Origin of the sequence: Nitrobacter sp. TKz-YC01 (assembly GCF_047824785.1) — a bacterium.
Lineage (GTDB): Bacteria > Pseudomonadota > Alphaproteobacteria > Rhizobiales > Xanthobacteraceae > Nitrobacter.
Genome location: NZ_CP181167.1, coordinates 1680658 through 1703551, shown reverse-complemented (window position 1 = coordinate 1703551; position 22894 = coordinate 1680658). Strand labels below are relative to the sequence as shown.

Annotated in this window: 20 protein-coding genes and 1 tRNA gene; 7 read left to right on the top strand and 14 right to left on the bottom strand. The window is 61.4% G+C overall.

Going from position 1 to position 22894, the window contains the following annotated elements:
- Nucleotides 1–20: 20 nt before the first annotated feature.
- From rpoB to ACMYR2_RS07930, 8 genes are all read right to left on the bottom strand, one after another.
- Entirely contained in the window at nucleotides 21–4163 is a 4143-nt protein-coding gene (gene rpoB / locus ACMYR2_RS07965) for a DNA-directed RNA polymerase subunit beta (RefSeq protein ID WP_416193964.1), read from the bottom strand.
- Between the two features lie 579 nt (nucleotides 4164–4742).
- Nucleotides 4743–5120: a 50S ribosomal protein L7/L12 gene (rplL, locus tag ACMYR2_RS07960; protein ID WP_347265057.1), complete on the bottom strand. Its 378-nt coding sequence runs from the start codon at nucleotides 5118–5120 to the stop codon at nucleotides 4743–4745.
- A 54-nt stretch (nucleotides 5121–5174) separates the two neighbouring features.
- The gene (rplJ, locus tag ACMYR2_RS07955) at nucleotides 5175–5693 is read right to left on the bottom strand and encodes a 50S ribosomal protein L10 (RefSeq protein ID WP_347265058.1); all 519 of its coding nucleotides are present in this window, start codon (nucleotides 5691–5693) and stop codon (nucleotides 5175–5177) included.
- A gap of 718 nt (nucleotides 5694–6411) precedes the next feature.
- Nucleotides 6412–7104: a 50S ribosomal protein L1 gene (gene rplA / locus ACMYR2_RS07950; protein WP_141383233.1), complete on the bottom strand. Its 693-nt coding sequence runs from the start codon at nucleotides 7102–7104 to the stop codon at nucleotides 6412–6414.
- 6 nt (nucleotides 7105–7110) lie between these two features.
- Complete coding sequence (rplK, locus tag ACMYR2_RS07945; RefSeq protein WP_141383234.1) at nucleotides 7111–7539, bottom strand: 50S ribosomal protein L11; 429 nt, start codon at nucleotides 7537–7539, stop codon at nucleotides 7111–7113.
- Nucleotides 7540–7742: 203 nt separating this feature from the next.
- On the bottom strand, nucleotides 7743–8273 hold the full coding sequence (gene nusG, locus ACMYR2_RS07940) for a transcription termination/antitermination protein NusG (protein ID WP_347265059.1): 531 nt from the start codon (nucleotides 8271–8273) through the stop codon (nucleotides 7743–7745).
- Between the two features lie 29 nt (nucleotides 8274–8302).
- Nucleotides 8303–8494, bottom strand: coding sequence for a preprotein translocase subunit SecE (secE, locus tag ACMYR2_RS07935; protein WP_011314623.1), 192 nt, complete (start codon nucleotides 8492–8494; stop codon nucleotides 8303–8305).
- A gap of 270 nt (nucleotides 8495–8764) precedes the next feature.
- Nucleotides 8765–8840 (bottom strand) — tRNA-Trp (locus tag ACMYR2_RS07930).
- Nucleotides 8841–9112: 272 nt separating this feature from the next.
- Between ACMYR2_RS07930 and ACMYR2_RS07925 the strand changes: the two genes are divergently transcribed.
- The 3 genes from ACMYR2_RS07925 (at nucleotide 9113) to ACMYR2_RS07915 (ending at nucleotide 13293) form a co-directional block, all read left to right on the top strand.
- Nucleotides 9113–9643, top strand: coding sequence for an RNA polymerase sigma factor (locus ACMYR2_RS07925; protein ID WP_416193963.1), 531 nt, complete (start codon nucleotides 9113–9115; stop codon nucleotides 9641–9643).
- A 60-nt stretch (nucleotides 9644–9703) separates the two neighbouring features.
- The gene (locus ACMYR2_RS07920) at nucleotides 9704–10663 is read left to right on the top strand and encodes a FecR family protein (protein ID WP_347265061.1); all 960 of its coding nucleotides are present in this window, start codon (nucleotides 9704–9706) and stop codon (nucleotides 10661–10663) included.
- Nucleotides 10664–10845: 182 nt separating this feature from the next.
- Nucleotides 10846–13293 (top strand): TonB-dependent siderophore receptor, encoded by a 2448-nt coding sequence (locus ACMYR2_RS07915; protein WP_416193962.1) that lies wholly within the window; start codon nucleotides 10846–10848, stop codon nucleotides 13291–13293.
- Between the two features lie 296 nt (nucleotides 13294–13589).
- Here ACMYR2_RS07915 and ACMYR2_RS07910 read toward each other — a convergent pair whose 3' ends face one another.
- Nucleotides 13590–14300 (bottom strand): outer membrane protein, encoded by a 711-nt coding sequence (locus tag ACMYR2_RS07910; protein WP_347263856.1) that lies wholly within the window; start codon nucleotides 14298–14300, stop codon nucleotides 13590–13592.
- Nucleotides 14301–14689: 389 nt separating this feature from the next.
- Nucleotides 14690–15130 carry a hypothetical protein gene (locus tag ACMYR2_RS07905; protein ID WP_347263857.1) on the bottom strand — a complete coding sequence of 147 codons (441 nt, stop codon included), beginning with the start codon at nucleotides 15128–15130 and terminating at the stop codon, nucleotides 14690–14692.
- 252 nt (nucleotides 15131–15382) lie between these two features.
- Between ACMYR2_RS07905 and ACMYR2_RS07900 the strand changes: the two genes are divergently transcribed.
- The 3 genes from ACMYR2_RS07900 (at nucleotide 15383) to ACMYR2_RS07890 (ending at nucleotide 17579) form a co-directional block, all read left to right on the top strand.
- A complete protein-coding gene (locus ACMYR2_RS07900; RefSeq protein ID WP_347263858.1) occupies nucleotides 15383–16162 on the top strand; it encodes an NAD kinase in 780 nt (259 codons plus the stop codon).
- Between the two features lie 215 nt (nucleotides 16163–16377).
- Nucleotides 16378–16923, top strand: a complete 546-nt coding sequence (locus tag ACMYR2_RS07895; RefSeq protein ID WP_347263859.1) for a response regulator — start codon at nucleotides 16378–16380, stop codon at nucleotides 16921–16923.
- 77 nt (nucleotides 16924–17000) lie between these two features.
- Complete coding sequence (locus ACMYR2_RS07890; protein WP_347263860.1) at nucleotides 17001–17579, top strand: Hpt domain-containing protein; 579 nt, start codon at nucleotides 17001–17003, stop codon at nucleotides 17577–17579.
- Between the two features lie 70 nt (nucleotides 17580–17649).
- On the opposite strand, the gene ACMYR2_RS07885 is transcribed toward ACMYR2_RS07890, so the two are convergent.
- From ACMYR2_RS07885 to folE, 4 genes are all read right to left on the bottom strand, one after another.
- Nucleotides 17650–19305, bottom strand: a complete 1656-nt coding sequence (locus ACMYR2_RS07885) for a DUF2336 domain-containing protein (protein WP_416193961.1) — start codon at nucleotides 19303–19305, stop codon at nucleotides 17650–17652.
- 284 nt (nucleotides 19306–19589) lie between these two features.
- A complete protein-coding gene (locus ACMYR2_RS07880; RefSeq protein ID WP_416193960.1) occupies nucleotides 19590–20537 on the bottom strand; it encodes a transglycosylase SLT domain-containing protein in 948 nt (315 codons plus the stop codon).
- Between the two features lie 229 nt (nucleotides 20538–20766).
- Nucleotides 20767–21204 (bottom strand): phosphoribosyl-AMP cyclohydrolase, encoded by a 438-nt coding sequence (hisI, locus tag ACMYR2_RS07875; protein ID WP_347263861.1) that lies wholly within the window; start codon nucleotides 21202–21204, stop codon nucleotides 20767–20769.
- A gap of 206 nt (nucleotides 21205–21410) precedes the next feature.
- Entirely contained in the window at nucleotides 21411–22133 is a 723-nt protein-coding gene (gene folE, locus ACMYR2_RS07870; protein WP_347263862.1) for a GTP cyclohydrolase I FolE, read from the bottom strand.
- A 247-nt stretch (nucleotides 22134–22380) separates the two neighbouring features.
- Between folE and ACMYR2_RS07865 the strand changes: the two genes are divergently transcribed.
- Nucleotides 22381–22836 (top strand): iron-sulfur cluster assembly scaffold protein, encoded by a 456-nt coding sequence (locus ACMYR2_RS07865; RefSeq protein ID WP_347263881.1) that lies wholly within the window; start codon nucleotides 22381–22383, stop codon nucleotides 22834–22836.
- Nucleotides 22837–22894 lie beyond the last annotated feature (58 nt).

Sequence of the window (22894 nt, the reverse complement as noted above, 5' to 3'; positions counted from 1 at the left end):
AAACAAGCGTTCTCAAACTGCTACTCGGCTGCTTCGGATGTCGGCATCATGTCGCCGATCTTGGAGTTATGCAGATCGACATTCAGGCCGAGCGAGCGCATTTCCTTGACCAGCACGTTGAACGATTCCGGAATGCCCGCCTCGAAGGTGTCGTCGCCGCGCACGATCGCCTCATAGACCTTGGTGCGGCCCGCGACGTCGTCCGACTTCACCGTCAGCATTTCCTGGAGCGTGTACGCCGCACCGTAAGCCTCGAGGGCCCACACCTCCATTTCGCCGAAACGCTGGCCGCCGAACTGCGCCTTGCCGCCCAGCGGCTGCTGGGTGACGAGCGAATAAGGTCCGATCGATCGCGCGTGGATTTTGTCATCGACAAGGTGGTGCAGCTTGAGCATGTAGATGTAGCCCACCGTGACCTTGCGATCGAACGGATCGCCGGTCCGCCCGTCATACACCGTCGACTGGCCTGACTTGTCCATGCCCGCGAGTTCGAGCATCTGCTCGATATCGGCTTCCTTGGCGCCATCGAACACCGGCGTCGCGATCGGAACGCCGCGTCTCAGATTGCGGCCGAGCTCGACGAGTTCGGGATCGTCAAGCGACTTGATGGTCTCGTTGTCGCCGTAGACCTTCTTGAGAGTCTCCTTCAGCGGCTTGGTTTCCTGCTTCGCGCTCGCGAGATAGGCGTCGACGGCCTGCCCGATACGCCTGCCAAGGCCGGCACATGCCCAGCCGAGGTGGGTTTCGAGAATCTGACCGACGTTCATGCGCGAGGGCACGCCGAGCGGGTTGAGCACGATGTCAGCGTGGGTGCCATCCTCAAGGAACGGCATATCCTCGATCGGAACGATCTTCGAGACCACGCCCTTGTTGCCATGACGGCCAGCCATCTTGTCACCCGGCTGGATCTTGCGCTTCACGGCAACGAAGACCTTGACCATCTTCATCACGCCGGGCGGCAGCTCGTCACCGCGCTGGAGCTTTTCGACCTTGTCGAGGAAGCGCTGCTCGAGGCCCTTCTTCGACTCGTCATACTGCTTCCGCATGGCCTCGATCTCGGCCATCAGCTTGTCGTTCGGCGATGCGAACAGCCACCACTGCGACTTCGGATATTCGTCGAGCACCACCCTGGTGATCTTGGTATCCTTCTTGAAGCCCTTCGGACCGGCAATGCCCTGACGGTTTTCGAGCAGATCGGCGAGACGACCGTAGACGTTGCGGTCGAGAATCGCCTGCTCGTCGTCGCGGTCCTTGGCGAGACGCTCGATCTCCTCCCGCTCTATCGCCAGCGCACGCTCATCCTTGTCGACGCCGTGACGGTTGAAGACGCGGACTTCGACGATGGTGCCCTGCACGCCCGGCGGCACACGCAGACTGGTGTCGCGAACGTCGGAAGCCTTCTCGCCGAAGATCGCGCGCAACAGCTTTTCTTCCGGCGTCATCGGGCTTTCACCCTTCGGCGTGATCTTGCCGACCAGGATATCGCCCGCGCGGACCTCGGCGCCGATGTAGACGATGCCGGCTTCGTCGAGGCTCTTCAGCGCCTCTTCCGAAACGTTCGGAATGTCGCGGGTGATTTCCTCGGGGCCCAGCTTGGTGTCGCGGGCCATCACCTCGAATTCCTCGATATGGATCGAGGTGAAAACATCTTCCTTGACGATCCGCTCCGAGAGCAGGATCGAGTCTTCGAAGTTGTAGCCGTTCCACGGCATGAACGCGACCAGCACGTTGCGGCCGAGCGCGAGTTCGCCGAGATCGGTGGACGGGCCGTCCGCGATGATGTCACCCTTCCGGACGACGTCGCCGACCTTCACCAGCGGACGCTGGTTGATGCAGGTCGACTGGTTCGAACGCTGATACTTCATGAGACGGTAGATATCGACGCCGGACTTGGTCGGATCGAGATCTTCCGTCGCGCGGATGACGACGCGGGTGGCGTCGATCTGGTCGATCACGCCCGAGCGGCGGGCGGCGATCGCCGCGCCGGAGTCGCGCGCAACCACGCCTTCCATGCCGGTGCCGACGAACGGCGCCTCGGCGCGCACCAGCGGCACCGCCTGCCGCTGCATGTTCGAGCCCATCAGCGCGCGGTTGGCGTCGTCGTTCTCGAGGAACGGGATCAAAGCCGCCGCGACCGAGACGAGCTGCTTGGGCGACACGTCCATGAAGTCGACTTTGTCCGGCGTCACCGGCAGCACTTCGCCGGCATGACGGCAGACCACCAGATCCTCGGTGAAGCGGCCGCGGCTGTCGAGCGGCAGATTGGCCTGCGCGACGTGATAGCGCCCCTCCTCCATCGCCGAGAGATAGACCACCTCGTCGGTGACGCGGCCGTCCTTCACCTTGCGATACGGCGTCTCGACGAAACCATATTTGTTGACGCGCGCGAACGTCGCGAGCGAGTTGATGAGGCCGATGTTCGGACCTTCCGGCGTCTCGATCGGACAGATGCGGCCGTAGTGCGTCGGATGCACGTCGCGCACCTCGAAGCCCGCGCGTTCGCGCGTCAGGCCGCCCGGCCCGAGCGCCGACAGGCGGCGCTTGTGGGTGATCTCCGAAAGCGGGTTGGTCTGATCCATGAACTGCGAGAGTTGCGACGATCCGAAGAACTCACGCACCGCGGCGGCCGCGGGCTTGGCGTTGATCAGGTCCTGCGGCATCACGGTGTCGATGTCGACGGAGGACATCCGCTCCTTGATGGCCCGCTCCATGCGCAACAGACCGACGCGATACTGGTTTTCCATCAGCTCGCCGACCGAGCGCACGCGCCGATTGCCGAGGTGGTCGATATCGTCGATCTCTCCCTTGCCGTCGCGCAGGTCGACCAGCGTCTTGATGACGGCCAGGATGTCTTCCTTGCGGAGCGTGCGATAGGTGTCCGGCGCATCGAGGTCGAGGCGCATGTTCATCTTGACGCGGCCGACGGCGGACAGGTCGTAGCGCTCGGCGTCGAAGAACAGCGACTGGAACATGTTCTGCGCCGACTCCAGCGTCGGCGGCTCGCCCGGACGCATCACCCGGTAGATGTCGAACAGCGCATCCTCGCGCGTCATGTTCTTGTCGGCGGACAGCGTGTTGCGGATGTAGGGGCCGACATTGACATGGTCGATGTCGAGCAGCGGCAGTTCCTTGTACCCCTCCTCGTTGAGCGCCTTCAGCGACTTCTCGGTAATTTCCTCACCGGCTTCGGCATAGATCTCGCCGGTCTTCGGATTGACGAGGTCTTCGGCCAGATACATGCCGACGAGCTCCTCGTCGCTCATGCGCAGCGCTTTCAGCCCCTTCTCCTGAAGCTGGCGCGCGGCGCGAACCGTCAGTTTCTTGCCGGCCTCGAGCACGACCTTGCCGGTATCGGCGTCGATCAGGTCGTTCAGCGTCGAGTAACCACGGAAGCGGACCGGATCGTAGGGCACGCGCCAGCCGTCCGAACCGCCGCCGGACTTCGCGCGCTTGTAAACGATCTTCTTATAGAACGTGCTGAGGATCTCCTCGCCGTCGAGGCCGAGGGCGAACATCAGCGACGTCACCGGAATCTTGCGGCGACGGTCGATGCGCGCGAACACGATGTCCTTGGCGTCGAACTCGATGTCGAGCCACGACCCCCGATAGGGAATCACGCGCGCGGCGAACAGCAGCTTGCCCGACGAATGGGTCTTGCCCTTGTCGTGATCGAAGAACACGCCGGGCGAACGATGCATCTGAGAGACGATGACGCGCTCGGTGCCGTTGACGACGAAGGTGCCGTTCATCGTCATGAGCGGAATGTCGCCCATGTAGACGTCCTGCTCCTTGATGTCCTTCACGGACTTCGCGCCGGTCTCCTCGTCGATATCGAATACGATGAGGCGCAGCGTCACCTTCAGCGGAGCGGCATAAGTCATGCCGCGCTGGCGGCACTCGTCGACATCGTACTTCGGAGCCTCGAACTCATAGCGAACGAATTCGAGTTGCGAAGCGCCTGAGAAGTCGTTGATCGGAAACACTGACTTGAAAACCGCCTGCAAACCCTCGTCCAGGCGGCCGCCCTCCGGCTCGTCAACCATCAAAAACTGATCGTAAGAGGCTTTCTGCACCTCGATCAGGTTTGGCATCTCCGCGACTTCACGGATATGTCCAAAGAACTTGCGAACCCGCTTGCGACCGGTGAACGTCTGCTGCACCATCGTGGCCTCTCATGTCGTCGCCCGTGAGGGCAAACCTTCCGAAGCGCGATCGGCATCGCCCCCGGGGATGAATCTCGGAACGCTCTTGAGAGCGGAACGCAAATATCAGGACTTCAATCCTGATCAGGAACGCAGGGCTCGCAGAACGCAAAACGACGCGCGGGGTGCATGGCTACACCTCGCCCGTCCAAATCATAACCAAGCGGACCAAAAAGCCCGAAATTGCTGCTCTCCCAACAGCTTATGGGAGAACGCCGCCGTTCCCGCATCTGCTGCGCTTTTCGTGCTGCCATCCCGATATGAGATGACAATCGTGGAGATTCGAGGGGTAATTCTCCTGAATTCCCACACTTTTCTGTGTACAACCAACTTTCCGTGTACAGCCGGTAAATTACGACCTCAGGTTATACCCGGCGAGCGCGATGAAATCACGCCCGCCAGGAAATACCGCTTCAATCACCCGCCTCATGGCCGGCTGCCTCGCAAGGCCTGACCCGATAATCGCTTACCTGGCGATCTCCGGGTCTCGCCCTGCTCCGCTAAGACTGAAGTCTCAATGACTCTAGCAACCTCCCGCAGTTACTTGAGTTCAACCTTGCCGCCGGCCTTCTCGAGCTGCGCCTTGATCTTCTCGGCCTCGTCCTTGGCAACGCCTTCCTTGACCGGCTTGGGCGCACCTTCGACCAAATCCTTGGCTTCCTTGAGGCCGAGCCCGGTGATGGCGCGAACTTCCTTGATGACCTCGATCTTCTTGTCGCCCGCGGCCGCGAGAACGACGGTGAACTCGGTCTTCTCTTCCGCGGCGGCAGCGCCACCGCCACCTGCCGGCGCAGCAGCCACAGCCACCGCAGCGGCCGCCGACACGCCCCACTTCTCTTCGAGCAGCTTCGCCAGCTCGGCGGCCTCCAGCACGGTCAACGCGGAGAGGTCATCAACAATCTTCTGCAGATCAGCCATTGATATATTCCTTCAAGGTATTCGGTTCGAACCAGATTGGACTTGCGAAGCGCCTCACGCGGCTTCGCCCTTTGAGGCATAAGCCTGGACAACACGAGCCAGCTTGGCTGCAGGCGCCGTCGAGAGCTGGGCGATCTTGGTCGCCGGCGCCACCAGGAGGCCGACAAGCTTGCCACGCAGTTCATCGAGGGACGGCAGCGAGGCCAAGGCCTTCACTCCGTTAACGTCCAGGACGGTTTTTCCCATCGAACCGCCGAGGACGACGAAATTCTCGTTCGTCTTGGCGAATTCGACGGCGACCTTCGGTGCCGCCACCGGATCGCTGGAAGTCGCGATCACGGTCGGCCCCTTCAAAAGGGAGCCGATGGCAACGACGTCCGTGCCTTCAAGAGCGATCTTGGCGAGACGGTTCTTCGAGACCTTCACCGAGGCGCCCGCCTGCTTCATCTGCTTGCGCAGGGTCTGCATTTGAGCCACGGTGAGGCCGGAATAATGAGCAACGATCGCGACGCCCGTCGTCCTGAAAGTCTCGTTGAGCTGTTCGACCGCTTCTTTTTTTGCCGCTCGTTCCACAGCAAGCTCTTTCCATTTGGTGGCTTCGCCAAGGCAAGGATATCCAAGGCAAGGACATCCAAGGCAAAGACACCGGGTTGCACCCGTCGGCCCGCCCCTCGGATCCCAAGACAACAGCCTCAAGACACGCCGGACGTGACGACATTCAGTAGCCTGCCCTCCCGGCTTCCACGGCCTGACGGCCATTTGGCACCGGGGTCGAGGTTCGAACCCAATCCGCTGCTTTCCGCTCACGGCGGCGAAAAGCGAAATCCGGTTTTCACCCGTCTATGCAGGCCGTACGATTAAGCCATTGAACAAACAAAGTATTTGCCGCCGGCGCCTGCAGTCTCGGACAGGACGGGATCATCAAAACCAAATCCCGGGAATAATCCCGGGAACGGTCCGAAGACCCCCGTTCGCACCAACCAACAGACTGGCGCCCCGCCCTCCCGAACCATGCGAAATGGCCATGGGGAAGGTACGGTTCTCCTGTCTCGTTGGGTTTTGGAAAGCGAACGCGAACGCGCGAACAGAAGTCCACGCATCCGGAGCGGGGTGTTTAACCAATCTTTGCCGCGTTGCCAAGCCCTAAATCATGCAATTTTCCGGCCAGCTTCGAACAAGAACGCGTCTTCGCACACGATCGGTGCCAACAGGAATCGGCTTCACCGCGATCAAAAACGTCAAAGCGGGTCCGGAAACTCCGAACCCGCTTTGATTGTCTCACCCACCGATCTCAGCCGAGCACGGTTCCCGGCTCGACCTTGACGCCCGGACCCATCGTGGAGGACACCGCGATGCGCTGGACGTAGGTGCCCTTGGCTCCGGCCGGCTTGGCCTTCGCCACCGCGTCGGCCAACGCCTTGACGTTCTCGACCAGCTTCTCCGCGGAGAAAGAGGCCTTGCCGATTCCGGCCTGCACGATACCCGCCTTCTCGACGCGGAATTCGACCGATCCGCCCTTGGCGCCCTTCACGGCGCCAGCGACATCCATCGTCACGGTGCCGATTTTCGGATTCGGCATCATGCCGCGCGGACCGAGCACCTTTCCGAGGCGACCGACCAGCGGCATCATGTCCGGCGTGGCGATACAGCGATCGAATGCGATCGTACCGCCCTGCACGATCTCAACCAGATCTTCCGCGCCCACCACATCGGCGCCGGCGGCCTTGGCCTCCTCGGCCTTGGCGCCCCGCGCGAACACGCCGACGCGCAACGTGCGGCCAGTGCCGTTCGGCAGCGTGACCACGCCGCGCACCATCTGGTCGGCGTGACGCGGATCGACGCCGAGGTTCATCGCGATCTCGATCGTCTCATCAAACTTCGAAGTGGCGCGCTCCTTGACCATCCCGATCGCTTCCGCGATTGGATAAAGCTTATTTCTATCAATTCCCTCACGGGATTTCTTCAAACGCTTTCCGGTTGCCATGGTTTGTTACTCCGCCACCTGAAGGCCCATCGAACGGGCGGAGCCCTCGACCATGCTCATGGCCGCTTCGACGGTGTCGCAATTGAGATCCTTCATCTTCTTCTCGGCGATCTCACGCACCTGCGCCCTGGTCAGCGTGCCAGCGGAATCGCGGCCCGGCGCCTTGGATCCCGACTGGATCTTCGCAGCCTGCTTGAGGAAGTAGGCCATCGGCGGGGTCTTCATCTCGAAGGTGAAGGAACGATCCGCGTAGATTGTAATCACGACCGGAATCGGCGTGTTCTTTTCTTCCTTCTGGGTCTGGGCGTTGAAGGCCTTGCAGAACTCCATGATGTTGAGACCGCGCTGACCAAGCGCGGGACCGATCGGTGGCGAGGGGTTCGCCGCACCGGCCGGCACCTGCAATTTCAGGTATCCGGTCACTTTCTTTGCCATGCGTCACTCCTGTTTGTGGTCACGGCTCAAGCGGCTGGCAACCGCCCTCACCTCCCACGGCTCTCCGCGGAAAACCTTCCGCACGTGATGGCCGGACTAAAGCGCGAAGCGCGTCTTCGCGCAGACGGACCCGGCCACCCACGTCTCCACAACCGCTTCACGCCAAAAGACGTGGACGCCCGGCACGGGGCCAGGCATCACGGTTAAACCTTTTCGACCTGACCGAATTCCAGCTCGACCGGCGTCGCGCGGCCGAAAATCGACACCGCGACCTTCACGCGCGAGCGCGCCTCGTCGACTTCCTCCACGACGCCGGAGAATGAGGCGAACGGGCCGTCAGCCACGCGGACATTCTCGCCGACCTCGAAGGAGACCGACGCCTTGGGCCGTTCCACCCCTTCCTGCACCTGATGCAGGATGTGCATGGCCTCGGCTTCCGATATCGGCATCGGCTTGTTCTCGGCGCCGAGGAAGCCGGTGACTTTCGGGGTGTTCTTGATGAGATGAAACGCTTCGTCGGTAAGGTTCATCTTCACCAGCACGTAGCCCGGGAAGAACTTCCGCTCGGTATCGACTTTGCGGCCGCGCCGGACTTCCGTGACCTTCTCGGTCGGCACCAGCACCTGCTCGAAGAGATCTTCGAGCCCCCGCTGCTTGGCCTGCTCGCGAATCGATTCCGAGACCTTCTTTTCGAAGTTCGAATAGGCGTGGACGATATACCAGCGCATGCTCATTGTTCAGTCCGTACGCGTCATTCGTGCTGTCAGTGAAGACCGAGTACGAACGTGATGAAAACGCGGATAATCTGATCCGTGAAGAAGAAGAAGATCGACGCCAGCGCCACCATCACGAACACCATGATCGTCGTCACCGTGGTCTCGCGGCGGGACGGCCAGGTGACCTTCGCGGTTTCCGTGCGCACTTCCTGCAGGAATTTGAACGGGCTGAAAGCCATCGTTGATAATCCGCGTTCGTTTTGTGCCGGTCTGGTTTCGCAAAATCCGGACAGCCTCTTTCGTGCGCCCAACCCTCCATCTGGAGGGTAGCCGCCCAACGGGCTGGACTGTCCGGGAATTCAGGGCCGCGTCGGAAATCCGTCAAATCGGGCCGACAGCAGGTGCCGCTATCTACTGCCGGCGGCTGAAAAGGTCAAGGGATGGTTAGCAGCGCTGGCCGGCAACATACTGCGGTCGGTTGCGCGGCTTGAGATGTCCTACGATGGGACTGGCAGGAGTGGCAGGGCTCGAACCTGCGACCCCCGGTTTTGGAGACCGGTGCTCTACCAATTGAGCTACACTCCTAGTGAGAGCCTCTATAGCGAACGGAAAACGCCCCGTCAGCTCTAAAATGCATCGAAGCGGCTTAACAGGCGAGCAAAAGCGCGGGTGACTACCGCAGGTTAATGTCCTCGTTCGAGCCAGGCCCGGATCGAACCCTCCCTGCCCGCCTTGGCCGGGAGCGCCTTATCCCCGTCGAATGCACGGCAAGGTTTAGATGCGATCTAAAGTTAGGAGCTTGCGCTGCGAGTTAATTGTCTCTGTATGTGCTTGCCTACTCGAACAGGAATCGTAGCGTGGCGCCGGCCAGCACTTTCGACAGCGACAACCTCCTGGATCGCGCCATCGAAGCGCACTACGCCGACATCAAGGCGGCGGTGCTGCGCCGCGGCTGCGCACGCAGCCTTGTCTCGGACATCGTCCACGATCTCTACATCAAGCTTGCCGAGCAGCCCGACGCTTTGAAGGGCAAGCGCTCGCTGTGCGGCTTCCTCTGCCGCTCGGCGATCAATCTCGGTATCGACCGGATGCGTCGCGCCCGGCTGGAGCAGCATCTCTTTTCAGGCACCGAGGCCGAGGCTTTGGCCGTGCCCGCGGAAACGGCGGCTCCCGATTACGGCCTTGATGTCGAAGCCCGCCTTGCGGTCTTGCGCGAGGCCATCAGCGAACTCCCGGCGCGCCGGCGCGCCATTTTCGTCCTGCACCGCCTCCACCGGCTGGAGCCCGACCAGATCGCGCGAAAGCTCAATATCACGCGAAACATGGTCGACCGCCACCTTCGGCGGGCACTCGCGCATTGCCTCGATCGCCTGCTTGGTATCGAGTAAGAGTCCTTCTCAAGAGGATTCACTCGTCTCCTTAATGGGTGAGAGCGATCAGGAGTCGCGATGACAGCCGACCAATCCGCGCAGGCAAGCCGCAAACGACACGAAGAAGCCGCCGCCTGGGTGCTTAAAAATCGTGACATCAATCAAAGCGCGCACGAGAGCCGTGCGTTTGAGGAGTGGCTCGACCAGGGCGAGGAGAACAGAACGGCTTACGAGGCGGCCCAGCGGCTGATGGGCGAAGCGCGCACGGCCATTTTGAATGATCCGGCGCTGCGGAATTTCAAGGTCAAGCCGCGTCCGCGCGTCGCCAAGACCCTTGCGGTCGCGTTTCTCGGCGCGACGCTCGCGGGCGGCGCCTTCGTCTATTCCGACGGCCCGATGCGGCTTCTGGCCAACGCCATATCGGGCACGGGTGAGATGCCGACAATCGAACTGGCTGATGGCACGACCATCCAGCTCAACGCCTTTTCCGCCATCTCCTACCGTTTCACGGCGGAAACGCGCACGGTCACGCTGCTGCGCGGTCAGGCGTTCTTCCAGGTCGCGAAAGATGCGAACCGCCCGTTCGTTGTCGAAGCGAACGGCGGACGAACGACCGCGCTCGGCACCGCCTTCGATGTCCGGCTGGATCCGAACTCAACGGAAGTGACCGTGACCGAACATGCCGTATCGGTCACTCCTCATACACACGCCGAGCCAGCAGTCCGCGTGAACGAGGGCCAGCAGGCCGTCTATGATCCTGACGGCAAGGTCAAGGATGTCCGGCAGGCTGACACCCATGCCGTGCTCGCGTGGCGCCGGGGCCAACTGGTGGTCGACAATGCACTGGTGGCGGATGTCGTGGCCGAGATCGGCCGCCATTTCGCGGGACGCATCATCATCTCGAATTCGGACCTCGCAGCGCGCCGCGTCAGCGGCACGTTTACCGTCACCGATACCGACGCGGCGCTGGCGCTTTTGCGTGAGTCTCTGGGCGTGAGCGTGATCCGGATGGGTCCGCTGATCCTGCTGCGGGGATGAAATCCATCCTTTCTTCGTCTCGGTCATGGCCGGCTTATTCCGGCCATGCATCAAGACTTGAACCCTTCCAGGTTACTTTCTCATCGTCCGGAGTCCCAAAGCCGCTGCTTCATTCGTCACCTCAATGAACGGCCGACTGTCCGCCATCCCGGCGGAACGGCGGCGATTGGGGGACAAGTTCGATGGCGGCGGAAAAAACGGGGCGACAGCGGCAATCACAGATCCGGCTACGGACCCGGTCGCTTCTGTTGAGCGCCACGCTGCTGGCGACATGTTTCACCGTGCCGGCGACCGCGCAGAATGCGCCGGCAGCGGCCGCGGCGCGTACGATCTCCATCCCCGCCGGCCCGCTGACATCGGCCCTGAACCAGTTGGCCGCGCAGACGGGAATGCAGGTTCTGTTCGACGCATCGATTGCACGAGGCAAGACGACGCGCGGCGCGCAAGGCGCACTGACAGCACACCAGGCGCTGTCGGCGATCCTGAACGGCACCGGCCTGGTCGCGCGGGCGACCGGCCCGAACGCGATCACCATCGTTGGACCGGGCGCTTCCGCCACCGGCGCGGCTCCCGCCGGCGCGATCGCACTCGACACAATCGATATTCAGGGTGAGAGCCCACTGGGCCCTGTTAACGGTTATGTCGCCAATCGGAGCATGACCGGCACCAAGACCGACACACCGATCGTGGAGACGCCGCAGTCCGTGTCGGTGATCGGCGCGGAGCAGATTCGGGATCAGAAGCTGGTTTCAAAACTGGATGAGGTGCTGCGTTACACACCGGGCGTCGTTGCCGCGAGCTTCGGGACGGATTTTCGCGATGACTGGTTCCTGATCCGAGGTTTTGACGCCCAACAGGATTCACTTTTCCTCGACGGTATGAACCTTTTCTATTTTGCGTTCGCCGGCTTTAAGTTGCAGCCATTCAACCTTGAGCGGGTCGAGGTGTTGCGTGGCCCGTCTGCCGCTCTCTACGGCGGATCGGCACCGGGCGGGCTGGTCAATGCTGTAAGCAAGCTGCCTTCCGCCGAGCCCATCCGTTATATTGAGTCCGGCGTCAATAATTTCGGTAACGCCTACACTCAGTTCGATTTCGGAGGTCCTGTCGCGACCGAGCCAGGCAACGGCAAGATACTCTACAGAATCGTCGGCCAAGTTCAGGGCGGCGGGACGCAAACAAACTTCGTCAACAATGACAATTATTTCATTGCACCGTCCGTGACCTGGCTACCCGACGCCGACACCCGACTGACCGTTTTCGCGATGGCGTCCCACAACCGAACCAAGGCACCGAACTTCCTGCCTTATATCGGCACCGCGACCGACGCTCCGTTCGGCCGGATACCGTCCAACCTTTTCACCGGCGACCCCTCGGCTGACCGTTATACGCGAACCCAAGAAATGGTCAGTTACCAATTCGAAAAGCATCTCTCGGACAATGCGACATTCCGCCAGAATGGGCGCGCTGCGCATGTCGAGGTGAATTACACTGGAATGTTCGGACAGGGCTGGGCCACCACTCCGGCCGCGGCTGACATCATGCGGGGTAACTTCCTTGCGGCCTCAAAAGCGACTCAGCTCAATATGGACAATCAGTTCGAGTATCGCTTTGCCACGGGGCCGTTCCGCCATACCACGCTGGTCGGTGTCAACCTCAGGCATTATGCGATCGACGACCAGCAGGGTATCGGGGCCGGCACCGATCTGAACGTTCTCAATCCGGTCTATGGCGTTAACACACCTTACGACGGCCCGCTTTACCAGGATACTTATCTGACCCAGGGACAGGTCGGCCTCTACCTTCAGGACCAGATCAAGTGGGATCATTTCACCCTGATCCTGTCGGGCCGCAACGATTGGGTAAACCTGGTCAACAACGATCGGATTTATACCCCTGTGAGTCGACGGGACAGCAAGTTTTCAGGGCGCGCAGGCCTGATCTACAACTTTGACAATGGTCTCGCGCCCTATGCGTCATACTCAACGAGCTACAATCCAATCATCGGTCTGAATTCCGCCGGTGGATTGCTGTTACCCGAAACCGGAGAGCAAACCGAGGTCGGCGTGAAGTATCAGCCTGTGGGTCTCAACGCGAGGTTCGGCATCGCTTTGTTCGATCTAAAGCGCAAGAACGCCCTGACCACCGACCCCAATAACGTGTTGTTCCAGACCCAGAACGGCGAGGTGACGTCGCGCGGCCTTGAACTGGAGGCCCTTGCGAATATTACCCGCGACTTCAAGGTGGTTGCGAGCTACACCAACTACGAGCTGTTCGTCAGCAAGGATCTTGATCCGACCTTGGTTGGCAGGGTTCCGACTGCCAAGCCGCGGCAGGTCGCTTCGATGTGGTTTGACTACACGTTCCGGGACAACTGGCTCGACGGAGTTGGTTTCGGCGGTGGCGTACGCTATGTCGGCTCGTCTTTTGCGGATGCTGCGAATACTCTTTCTGTGCCGTCGGTTGTCCTCGGCGATCTCGCGATTCACTACGAATGGGCGCACCAGTGGCGCGCGGCGATCAATGTGGTCAATATCGCTGACACCCAGTATGTCGCAAGCTGCGGCTTCGTTACTTCATGCTTCTATGGCGACCGGCGTCGCATCACGGGAAGCCTTTCCTACAAGTGGTGATCGACCACGACTGCTGCCGCGTTGTAAACATTGCTTCTTCCGAATATCGACCGCGTCTGGTCCGCAGTCGGACAGCGGATCGCATCACCTCAACCAGAGCATGATCCCGACCCGACGGGCCGCGCCAGCGCAAAGTGGAAACCGGTTTTAGGAAAAGATCATGCTCAAACAAAAAGATAAGCGACGAGTCTGATTCAACGCAGTTGAATCAGACTCGACAAAGGCCGGCTTCGCGCCGGCCTTTGTCGTTCAAATCTGTTGTTCAAACCCCTGTCGAACAATCCGCGAGGCGTTCCTCAATATTGAGGGGCCGGTGGCCCGCCCCAGCCGAAGCGATAGTTCACGCCGGCCTTCACGGTATGCTCGTCGTTGCGGAAGCTCGCTCCGACCACATCGGCCGGCGAACCCGCGCCGAATGTCGTTCTGCCGAAATTGAAATACTGGTACTCCGCCTTGGCTGACCAGTTCGGCGCGAACATGTATTCCAGACCCGCGCCGACGGTGTAACCGCTGTTCCGGTTGCCGGTGGTTGTAAAAGCCTGCGGCGCGCCGGCCGCGTCGGTCACGCCGAGCGGGCCGTCCCTGAACGCATAGCCGCCCTTGGCGTAGAGAAGGGCCGGGCCCCAGCTATAGCCGAGACGACCGGTCACCGAGCCCAGCCCGCTATTGCCACCGGTCACAACGCTGCCGCCCGGAAAGGCCACGTTCTCTCTGTAGTTGGCGAGCCAGCTATGCTGGGCCTCGATGCCGAGTACCCAGTTGTTCGCGAACTGGTAGTCGGCGCCGCCCTGCACGCCGCCGAGGAAGCGGCCATCGCTTCCACCGAGGCCGCCGCCGAACGCGCCGCCGAGATGGCCGCCGATGTAGAAGCCGGTCCAGTTGTAGACGGCCTGCGGCGGCGTATAAGGCACCGGCGCCTTTGTATAAGGTCGCGGCGCAATGTCAGCCGCGAATGCCGGCGCCGCGAATACCGCAACGGCAGCGGCCGTAAGCAACAATTTCTTCATGATGGGCTTTCCCTCTCGTTGGATACCATCATCGTTCCAATCAACCTGGACAAACAACGTGGCGCGAGTTTGGTTGCCGAACGGCAGAGCGGCGGCCTCGGTGCTACCTTACGACGCGCTGCTTCTATGTAGGAACCGCCGCCGGGAAAAACAGGGCGCGTCGCTTTCGGCGGCAAAAGCGCGGGAAACTCAGCGCATACAGGTTCGGCCGCGCGCGAAAAAGGTTCCAGCCTCTCCGAAACGTGATCAACCGGGCTGAACGCCACTACCCCGACCCTGCCCGGCGCTTATAGCGTTTTCGAGCGAAGTGGAATCCGGTTCGCGTCAAGAAAACGCGTCAAATCAAAAAGCTAGAGTCGTTCACCGCTTCCATGAAGCAATGAACGACTCTAGCGCGTCAGCTTCTCAAGCTCCGGGAACGGGGCGTAGACCGCGCCGGCACAGAGGTCGTCGGTCTTCTCGATCATGCGATCGAGCCGCGCATCGACATACACGACCGCACGCTGCGCCACACCCCGATAACTGCCGTCGATCTCGCGGGCGTTATAGCGCAGGCAGCTCACATAACGCCGCCGGCCGCCGACGGTGCGCTGAACCGGCTCGGCCATCTCGGCGTCGCGAATGCCGGCGGGATTGTTGAGGTAGGTTCTGAGAAACGCGAGCACCTGAGTGCGATAATCGGCCGGAAAAGGTTGATCGGCCACGCCGCGATCATCGGTATAGACCAGGCCGCCCTGACCACGGCCCTGATCGCCGCTGTCGGTCACGCAGGCCGCGAGCGATGCCGCCAGAACCGCGATCGCCACGAATTTTGTAGATGCCCCCAACACCCGTCCGTCTTTCCGGTTCGTCTTCCTCCGGAAAGCACTAAACCGTCCGCCGCCGAAATCAAATTCGCATTTCGTTTATCGACGTAAAAGTTCGGGTTGCGGCGAATCGCGCCTCGTGACCGTCCTTTCCGCTAACCATCAATGGATCGAAATCTCGACACGCTGCCGCAAAGCACGGTTAAGTATCCGCTCATAACTGTGGCGTAACCGGAAGCGACCGGCTGCCGGCAGCCGCCAGGCTTGCGAATGATCATGACGTCGTCCCGACCATACGACCGCATCGCCTTCGTCGGAGGCGCCAGCCCGGAAGCCCGGCAGGCGCTGACGGAGCTGGTGAAGACCTATGGCAACAGCGATCCCGAGGACGCCGACGTGCTGGTGGCGCTCGGCGGCGACGGGTTGATGCTGCAAACCCTGCATCGGAACATGCGGTCGGGGAAGCCGATCTACGGGATGCATCGCGGCACGGTCGGGTTTCTGATGAACGAGTACAGCCGGCACGATCTTCATGCCCGCCTCGCCGCCGCGACCGACACCGTTATCCATCCGCTGCTGATGCGCGCGACCGATATTCACGGTACGATCCACATTCATCACGCCATCAACGAAGTATCGCTGTTTCGCCAGACTCACCAGGCCGCGCGGCTGCGCATCCTGATCGACGAGCGCGAACGCATGCCCGAACTCGTTGCCGACGGCATCATGGTCGCCACGCCGGCGGGATCGACCGCCTACAACCTGTCGGCGCAGGGACCGATTCTACCGATCAACGCGGCGTTGCTTGCCCTCACTCCGATCAGCCCATTCCGTCCGCGCCGCTGGCGCGGCGCGCTGCTGCCGGATACCGCCGTCGTCGCGATCGAGGCGCTTGAACACGAAAAGCGTCCCGTGGCCGCCGTCGCCGATCACGACGAAGCCCGCAACGTGCGCCGCGTCGAAGTCTCGTCCGACAAGGCGATCTCAATGCGGATGCTGTTCGATCCGGGCCACAGCCTTGAGGAACGAATCCTCAGGGAGCAGTTCGGATACTGAGCTCTCCTCTACCCTCCCCTCATTCTTCGGAATGCCCGGTCTAGAGCCCGCTTCTGATAGGACCAGAAGCGGGCTCGATGATTTTGATCTGACGCGTTTTCTTCACGCGAACCGGTGCCCACTTCGCTCGAAAACGCTCTAGCCGAGACGGCAGCGGCAACCATTCGTTAACGACAAGGACATATAGTTAACGGCAGGTATACCGGATCCGCGCCATGTACGGCCTCGACTTCAACAAGCTGCGGTTTCTTGTCTGCGATGACAACGCGCACATGCGCCGTATTCTGCGCACGCTGCTGCATTCGTTTGGCGCGCGGGAAGTCTACGAGGCCGAGGACGGCGCCACCGCGCTCGAGATGTATACGCATTATGTTCCGGACATCGTCATCGTCGACTGGGCGATGCCGATCTTCGATGGCATCGAGCTGACTCAGATGATCCGCCAGCCCGACTCCAAAGGAAACCCGTTTGCCCCGATCATCATGCTGACCGGACATTCGGAGAAACGGCGCGTCACGGTCGCGCGCGATGCAGGCATCACCGAGTTCCTCGCGAAACCGATTTCGGCCAAGGGCCTCTATCAACGAATCCTGAACGTCGTGGTCTCGCCGCGCCCTTTCATCAAGACCAAAAACTATTTCGGTCCGGACCGCAGGCGCAATACCAGCAACGCCTATATCGGCCCCGAGCGCCGCGGCACCAAAGAGCCCGACGTTATCCAGCATCCTTCGCTGCTGGATAAGGCGCGAGCTCCCGGATAGAGTCCTTATGTTCTGACGCGTTTTCTTCACGCGAACCGGATTCCACTTCGCTCGAAAACACTATGGAAAACGCGGCCATGCAAAAGGAAGACACTTCCGAACTGTCCGTTCAGGCATTCGCCGACTATCACGTCATCACTCCGCCCAATCGGCTGCGCAACGCTGTTCGGCTTGTCGATGAGAAAAACTTCGAGGATCCGGTCGCGCGTGCCGAAAAGGCGCTCGCCGGACTTTCGGACGAGTTCTCCACGTGGATGGCGATCGAGCGAGACCGCCTTGTGGTGGCCCACGCCGCCATTCTCAATAACGGATTTACTCCGGCCGCGCGCGATGAACTGTTTCGAGCGGCGCATGACATCAAGGGCGATGCCGCAACCTTCGGTTATCCCGCCGCCGCCGCCGGCGCCGAAAGCCTCTGCCGCATCATCGAACATGCTCCGGCTCTCGATCGCGTGCCCGCGGAACTGATCGCCTATCACATCAACGCGATCCAGGCGATCGTGCGCGAGCATACCGCCCCCGGCGCCGAGACCATGGCGATGGAGATCAACCGGAAACTGCGTCTCGTCGCCGATGAATATCTCGCGGCGGTCAACCAGGATCGTCCCGAACACCTTGAAGCCATTCTTGCGCCGAGCATTGCACCGACAGAATAGCGCCCGGTGGTCTCCTGCAAAGACTCGGATTCCTCCACCAGACGGCCGCCAACGCTATAGCGCGAACGAGCTACGCCGCCGCAAGCAGATCGCTGAGTAGTGGTTCGCGATATGCCGGCGGAGCATTTCTTGGCTCGCCAAAGCCCGGCTCACGGTCCGTGGAATCGCCAGACGCCGACTCGTCAAACCTCGGCTCGACGCGCTCGGATTCACAAGACGAAACGATGTAAGGCCAATCTTCGCAAGGTTCATCTTCGCAAGGCAAGGTTTCGTAAGGCAAGACTTCGCAAGATGCGTCATCGAGAGATGTTGCGCTCTCAATCTCGGCGTCATGCGGCTCGTATTCGGCGAACCTGGGTTTGAGCGCCAGCCGGTCGAGAAATCGCGGCCGGGAGGTTTTCACCCCTTCACCGAAACGGTAAACGACCCTAGCATCCTGATCTGACGCGTCGTCTTCAAGCGAGCGGATATCCACTTCACCTGAAAGCGCCATGGCTGGCACAGGTTCGTAGAACTCCTCGCAAACTTCGAGATCGCGGAGCACCGGCTCGCAAGCCGGTACCTCTTCAGGCGTCGGTGTGCGGGCCGCCTCCGCGACCAGCTCGTCACAAAAAACGCGCGCCTCGTCGCGCGCCGATTCCGTCGCGAAACGCCGCAGCAAAATCAGCAGAGGCTGCGAGATGCCGGCGGACGCCGCTTCACAAGCTCTCATCACGCGTTCGACCATGCGGCGACGCAGCCGCGTCGCGCCACCGACCGTTGCCACAAAACCGATCTCGTCATGCGCTTTCAGCGCTGCGCAAAACGCTGAAAACGTGGATTCCGGCAACCCCGCCCGCGTCAGCAACGCAGGAAGGCTCGCGCCGCCGCGATCGTGAACAAGCGCGGTGACGCGACTTAAAGGCAGCCCGGACAGATCCACCAACGCATGGTGAAACAGGTCAAGATTTCCCGACAGCAGCGCGCGCAACATCAATCCGGCGGTGAGTTGACCGGAGGCGCGCAGATGCGCGACCAGACACGTCATCTCGTCCTTTCGCGCACGCGCCACAATATCGACGATCGAGCGATCGCGGGCGTCGCTGACCCCGCGCCCGGTCCGCTCGGCGCCGAGCCAGTCTCGCGCGACAACGAACCGCGCCAGCGAGTCCGAAAGTTTTACAGCCAGCGCGAGCCGCGTGACCGCGGGCAAACCGTCGAGCGCCAGCATCGCTTCCCGGATCGCCGGGAGATGACCATGACGTTCGACGATGCGATCCCATGAAACGCGAGCGAGATCGGCGCCCGGATTCCCGATAAGCTCAAGGGCCGCCGTCGCCGAGCCAACCTCGGCGATGGCTGCACAGACCGGCACCGGTACGCGAACGCGGCGTGCGACGGCGCACTGCACCTCGCAGCCGCCGGTCGCGACGATGTCGACGAGATCCGCATCGTTCAGGAGCGGCGAATGTTCGAGAACCGGAATAGCGACCGAAGGCTGATCGGCCGACAAGGCCCGAACGATCGTCGGCGGCGCGTTCGCGCTGCGGGCAAAGACGTCCGCCATCGCCCGGCGAACCAGCGGCGACGAGTCATCGAGTTGCAGCAGCAGCCCGCCCTCGGCGGCGGCGCGGTCATCATCGGAAAGATCGGATATGAGCCACGCGCGCGCCAGCGCTCGCGTCGCCTCGGCGCGCTCGCCTGCGGGAGCGGTCCGTACCCAGCTTAGAAATTGCCGAATGATCATGGTGTTTCCGGCTTACGCACCGACATCGCGAAACGACGCCGGTCATAGAAAATAAACCATGACGCTTAACAAAGGGTTCACCATAACCGTTTGCCTTCATTGATGCTTCGTTAATGCGGCGCGCTCACGCGCACGAGGCGGTGAATGCGATCGATCGTCATGCGCGGCGTTGGCAGCGCGCCGCGCTGCTTTCCGATTCCATCAGAGTCTTTATGTTCTGACGCGTTTTCTTCACGCGAACCGGATTCCGCTTCGCACGAAAACGCTATAGAAGCGGAAAGGCTCTATTCGCTGTAAGCGCCGCTGCGATCGCTGAACAGATCGAACGGCTGGCGCGCGGTGGAAGTGGATGGGTCGGGCGCCGTGGTGGACGGCGCGCCCCACAGTTCCTGAACCGCCGGAGACACCGGCTGCGCACGCTCGCCCACCTGAAACAGCGAACGGAACATTGGCTGGCCAGGCGCGACCGAGGACGACGATGCCGCGATCGGCGCGACGCCGTGCACATCGGGCAAGCGCGACAGGTAGGCCGCGCGATCAGATGGTGTCGAGAATTGCACCGCGGACGCCGCGGCCATGCGGGTCGCCGGCGAATTGGCGGCGACGGCGTAGCGACGGTCCAGATCCGCATAGACTTCCGACACGCTGCGCGCGCGGCCGCTATGATCATAGAAGATCGGACGGTTGGCGGCGGCGGCGTTCGGAAACAGGAGCGCGCCGGAGGCTTGCGGATTGTTTTCAGCACTCGCGATCAGTTTCGCGGCTCCGCTGACGCCCATGAAGTGCGCCATGTAGAGTTCGCTATCGGTCGGACGGCGGCCTATCAGGCCGGTCAGCTTGAAACTGTTGGATTTCGTCAGCACGCCGGCCATGGCCGAGGCGATAGCCGGATCGTCGCGCAGCTTGAGGATGGCGGCGCGGGTCGCCGGATCCGCGACCGAATAGGTGCCGGACGGCGATCTGGCGATCGCGTCGGCATAGCCGCTAAAGCCGAGCGCGGGCCCCGCCTCCTTGACCGTACCAAGCCAAGTCTGCTCGATGAACTGATAGAGACCCTTGGCGGACGAGGTGCCGGCGGCGGCGTGAGGATTGAAATTGGATTCCATCTTGGCGGTTGCGAGCAGATATTCGAAGTTCGCTCCCGTGGCTTCGGCGGCTCGCCTGATGGCGGTTGTTACTCCGCCGAAAATTCCGCTCAATCCGGAGGCGGCATTGGCGGAATCGACGTTCATCCTGATCTCCGCTTCCGCGAACCGGCCGCCTGCCTTTCGGCGCGACGTCGGCAAACTGCGCCGTTTATTCCGACGTCTCCGGACGGCCGCTCGCTAGAACCCTTTTTGACGCGTTTTCTTCACGCGAACCGGATTCCACTTCGCTTGAAAACGCTCTAGCAGCCAAGGTGGAAGATTATGGTTAACAGCGCCTTAACGCAGGTCGCGAGACAAAGCCGGGAAAGCCCCGTCAGGCCTTCGCGCGATAAACATCGGCCGGATCGAAGAGCCTGTCGGCATCCACAAAGGTAAGACGGATTCCCGCGCCCTCGCCTTTCGTCACCGCCCGGTAGAAGCACGAACGCCGCCCGGTATGGCAGGCGGCGCCCTGCTGCTCGACCTTGATCCAGACAGCGTCCTGATCGCAATCCGTTCGCATCTCCAGCACGCGCTGAACCTGACCTGAACTCTCGCCTTTTCGCCATAACGCCTTGCGTGATCGGCTGTAATACCAGGCGTCGCCGGTTTCGACAGTCAGCCGCAGCGCCTCTTCATTCATGTGCGCCACCATCAGAACGTCGCCGGTCCTGGCATCCGTCGCGACGCATGTCACGAGCCCGGACGCGTCAAAGCGGGGCTGGAACGCCAGCCCCTCCTCGGTCTCAGATGAAGATTTTGATCCAGACACAGGAAATCCCTGCGAAATAGGGCTTAAATCATGATCCCGACCCGAAGGGCCGCGCCAGAGCAGCTTTGCTTCTGATTGAATCAGAAGCAAAGCTCTAGATTATTGTTTTAACGCGTTTTCTTCACGCGAACCGGTGTCCACTTCGCTCGAAAACGCTACAGCGCAACGTGAAACCGGTTTTCGGAAAAGATCATGCTCGAAAGGGCTTAACGCTGCCCCCGTACCATGGACAGGAAGCGCGCCTGCTCCGCCGGATCATCGCGGAACAAGCCGGTGAACCGGCTGGTGACAGTCATCGCGCCATGCTTGGCGACGCCGCGCACCGACATGCAGGTATGCTCAGCTTCGATCATCACGGCGACGCCACGCGGCTTGAGCACCTCGTCCACGGCCGCGGCGATCTGCGCGGTCATGTGCTCCTGGGTCTGGAGCCTTCGGGCGAAGATGTCGGTCAGGCGCGCCAGCTTGGACAGCCCGACCACCCGTTCCACGGGCGTATAGGCGATATGCGCCTTGCCATAGAACGGCATCATGTGATGCTCGCACTGCGAGGTGAACTGGATGTCGCGCACCAGCACGAAATCATCATAGCCCGCAGTTTCACCGAAGGTCCGGTTCAACACTTCGGCTGGACACTGATGATAGCCTTGATAGATCTCGTCATAGGATTCGATCACCCGGCGCGGGGTATCGAGCAGCCCCTCCCGATCGGGATTTTCGCCGATATAGGCCAGCAACGTTCTGACCGCGTCTTCGGCTTCATGCCTCGACGGGCGCTGCTGGTTCGGCTGAACCGCCGCCATAAACTCCGACGGGTCCAGTTGGGCGGGAGAAAAGCCGGCAGCCTTGGCGTTACTGGATTTGATATCAGAAGCCTTGTTGATGTCAGAAGGCTTGCCGCTGCGCAGCGGCTTGATCAAAGCGTCCATCTTCACTCCGTTCGACCGGCCTGACGTATGACCGGAGGTGTCACCGGGCAGACGGGGCGGCCTTTCTCGCCACCGGACGCCTGAGTCCCTTGATTAACATTGCAATTCCGAACTGAAGTTCAATCCGGGTGCGACGGAAAATCGCCGGATTGCGTTTCCGGGCGATAGATACATATATAGGCTTCGAGGTTCCCGTCGCCAAGAGCACCGCTTCGCCTCTTCAGCGATTCAATATCGAAACCTTATGATGCTGAACGACGTTTACAACACCCGCATCATCGAACTGGCCGGTAATATTCCGCGCCTGGGCCGTCTGCCCGCGCCAGACGCCAGCGCCACCGCCCATTCGAAGCTGTGCGGGTCCACCGTCAAGATCGACATCAAGATGGATGGCTCCGTGGTCACGGACTTCGCGCACGACGTGAAGGCCTGCGCGCTCGGCCAGGCGTCCTCCTCGATCATGGCGCGCCATGTGGTCGGCTCGACCGCCAGCGAACTCCGCGAGCTGCGCGAGACCGTCCGCCGCATGCTGAAGGAAAACGGCGCGCCGCCCAAAGGAAAATGGGCGGAGATCGCGCTGCTCGAGCCGGTGCGCGATTACAAGGCGCGCCACGCATCCACCCTGCTGACGTTCGACGCGGTCGTCGATGCCATCGGTCAGATCGAGGCCAGATCGGCCGCGCTGACCACCGCGCAAAGCTGAATCCAAAGCTGAATCCAGCGTCGCCAGAGCGTTTTCGAGCAAAGTGGACTCCGGTTCG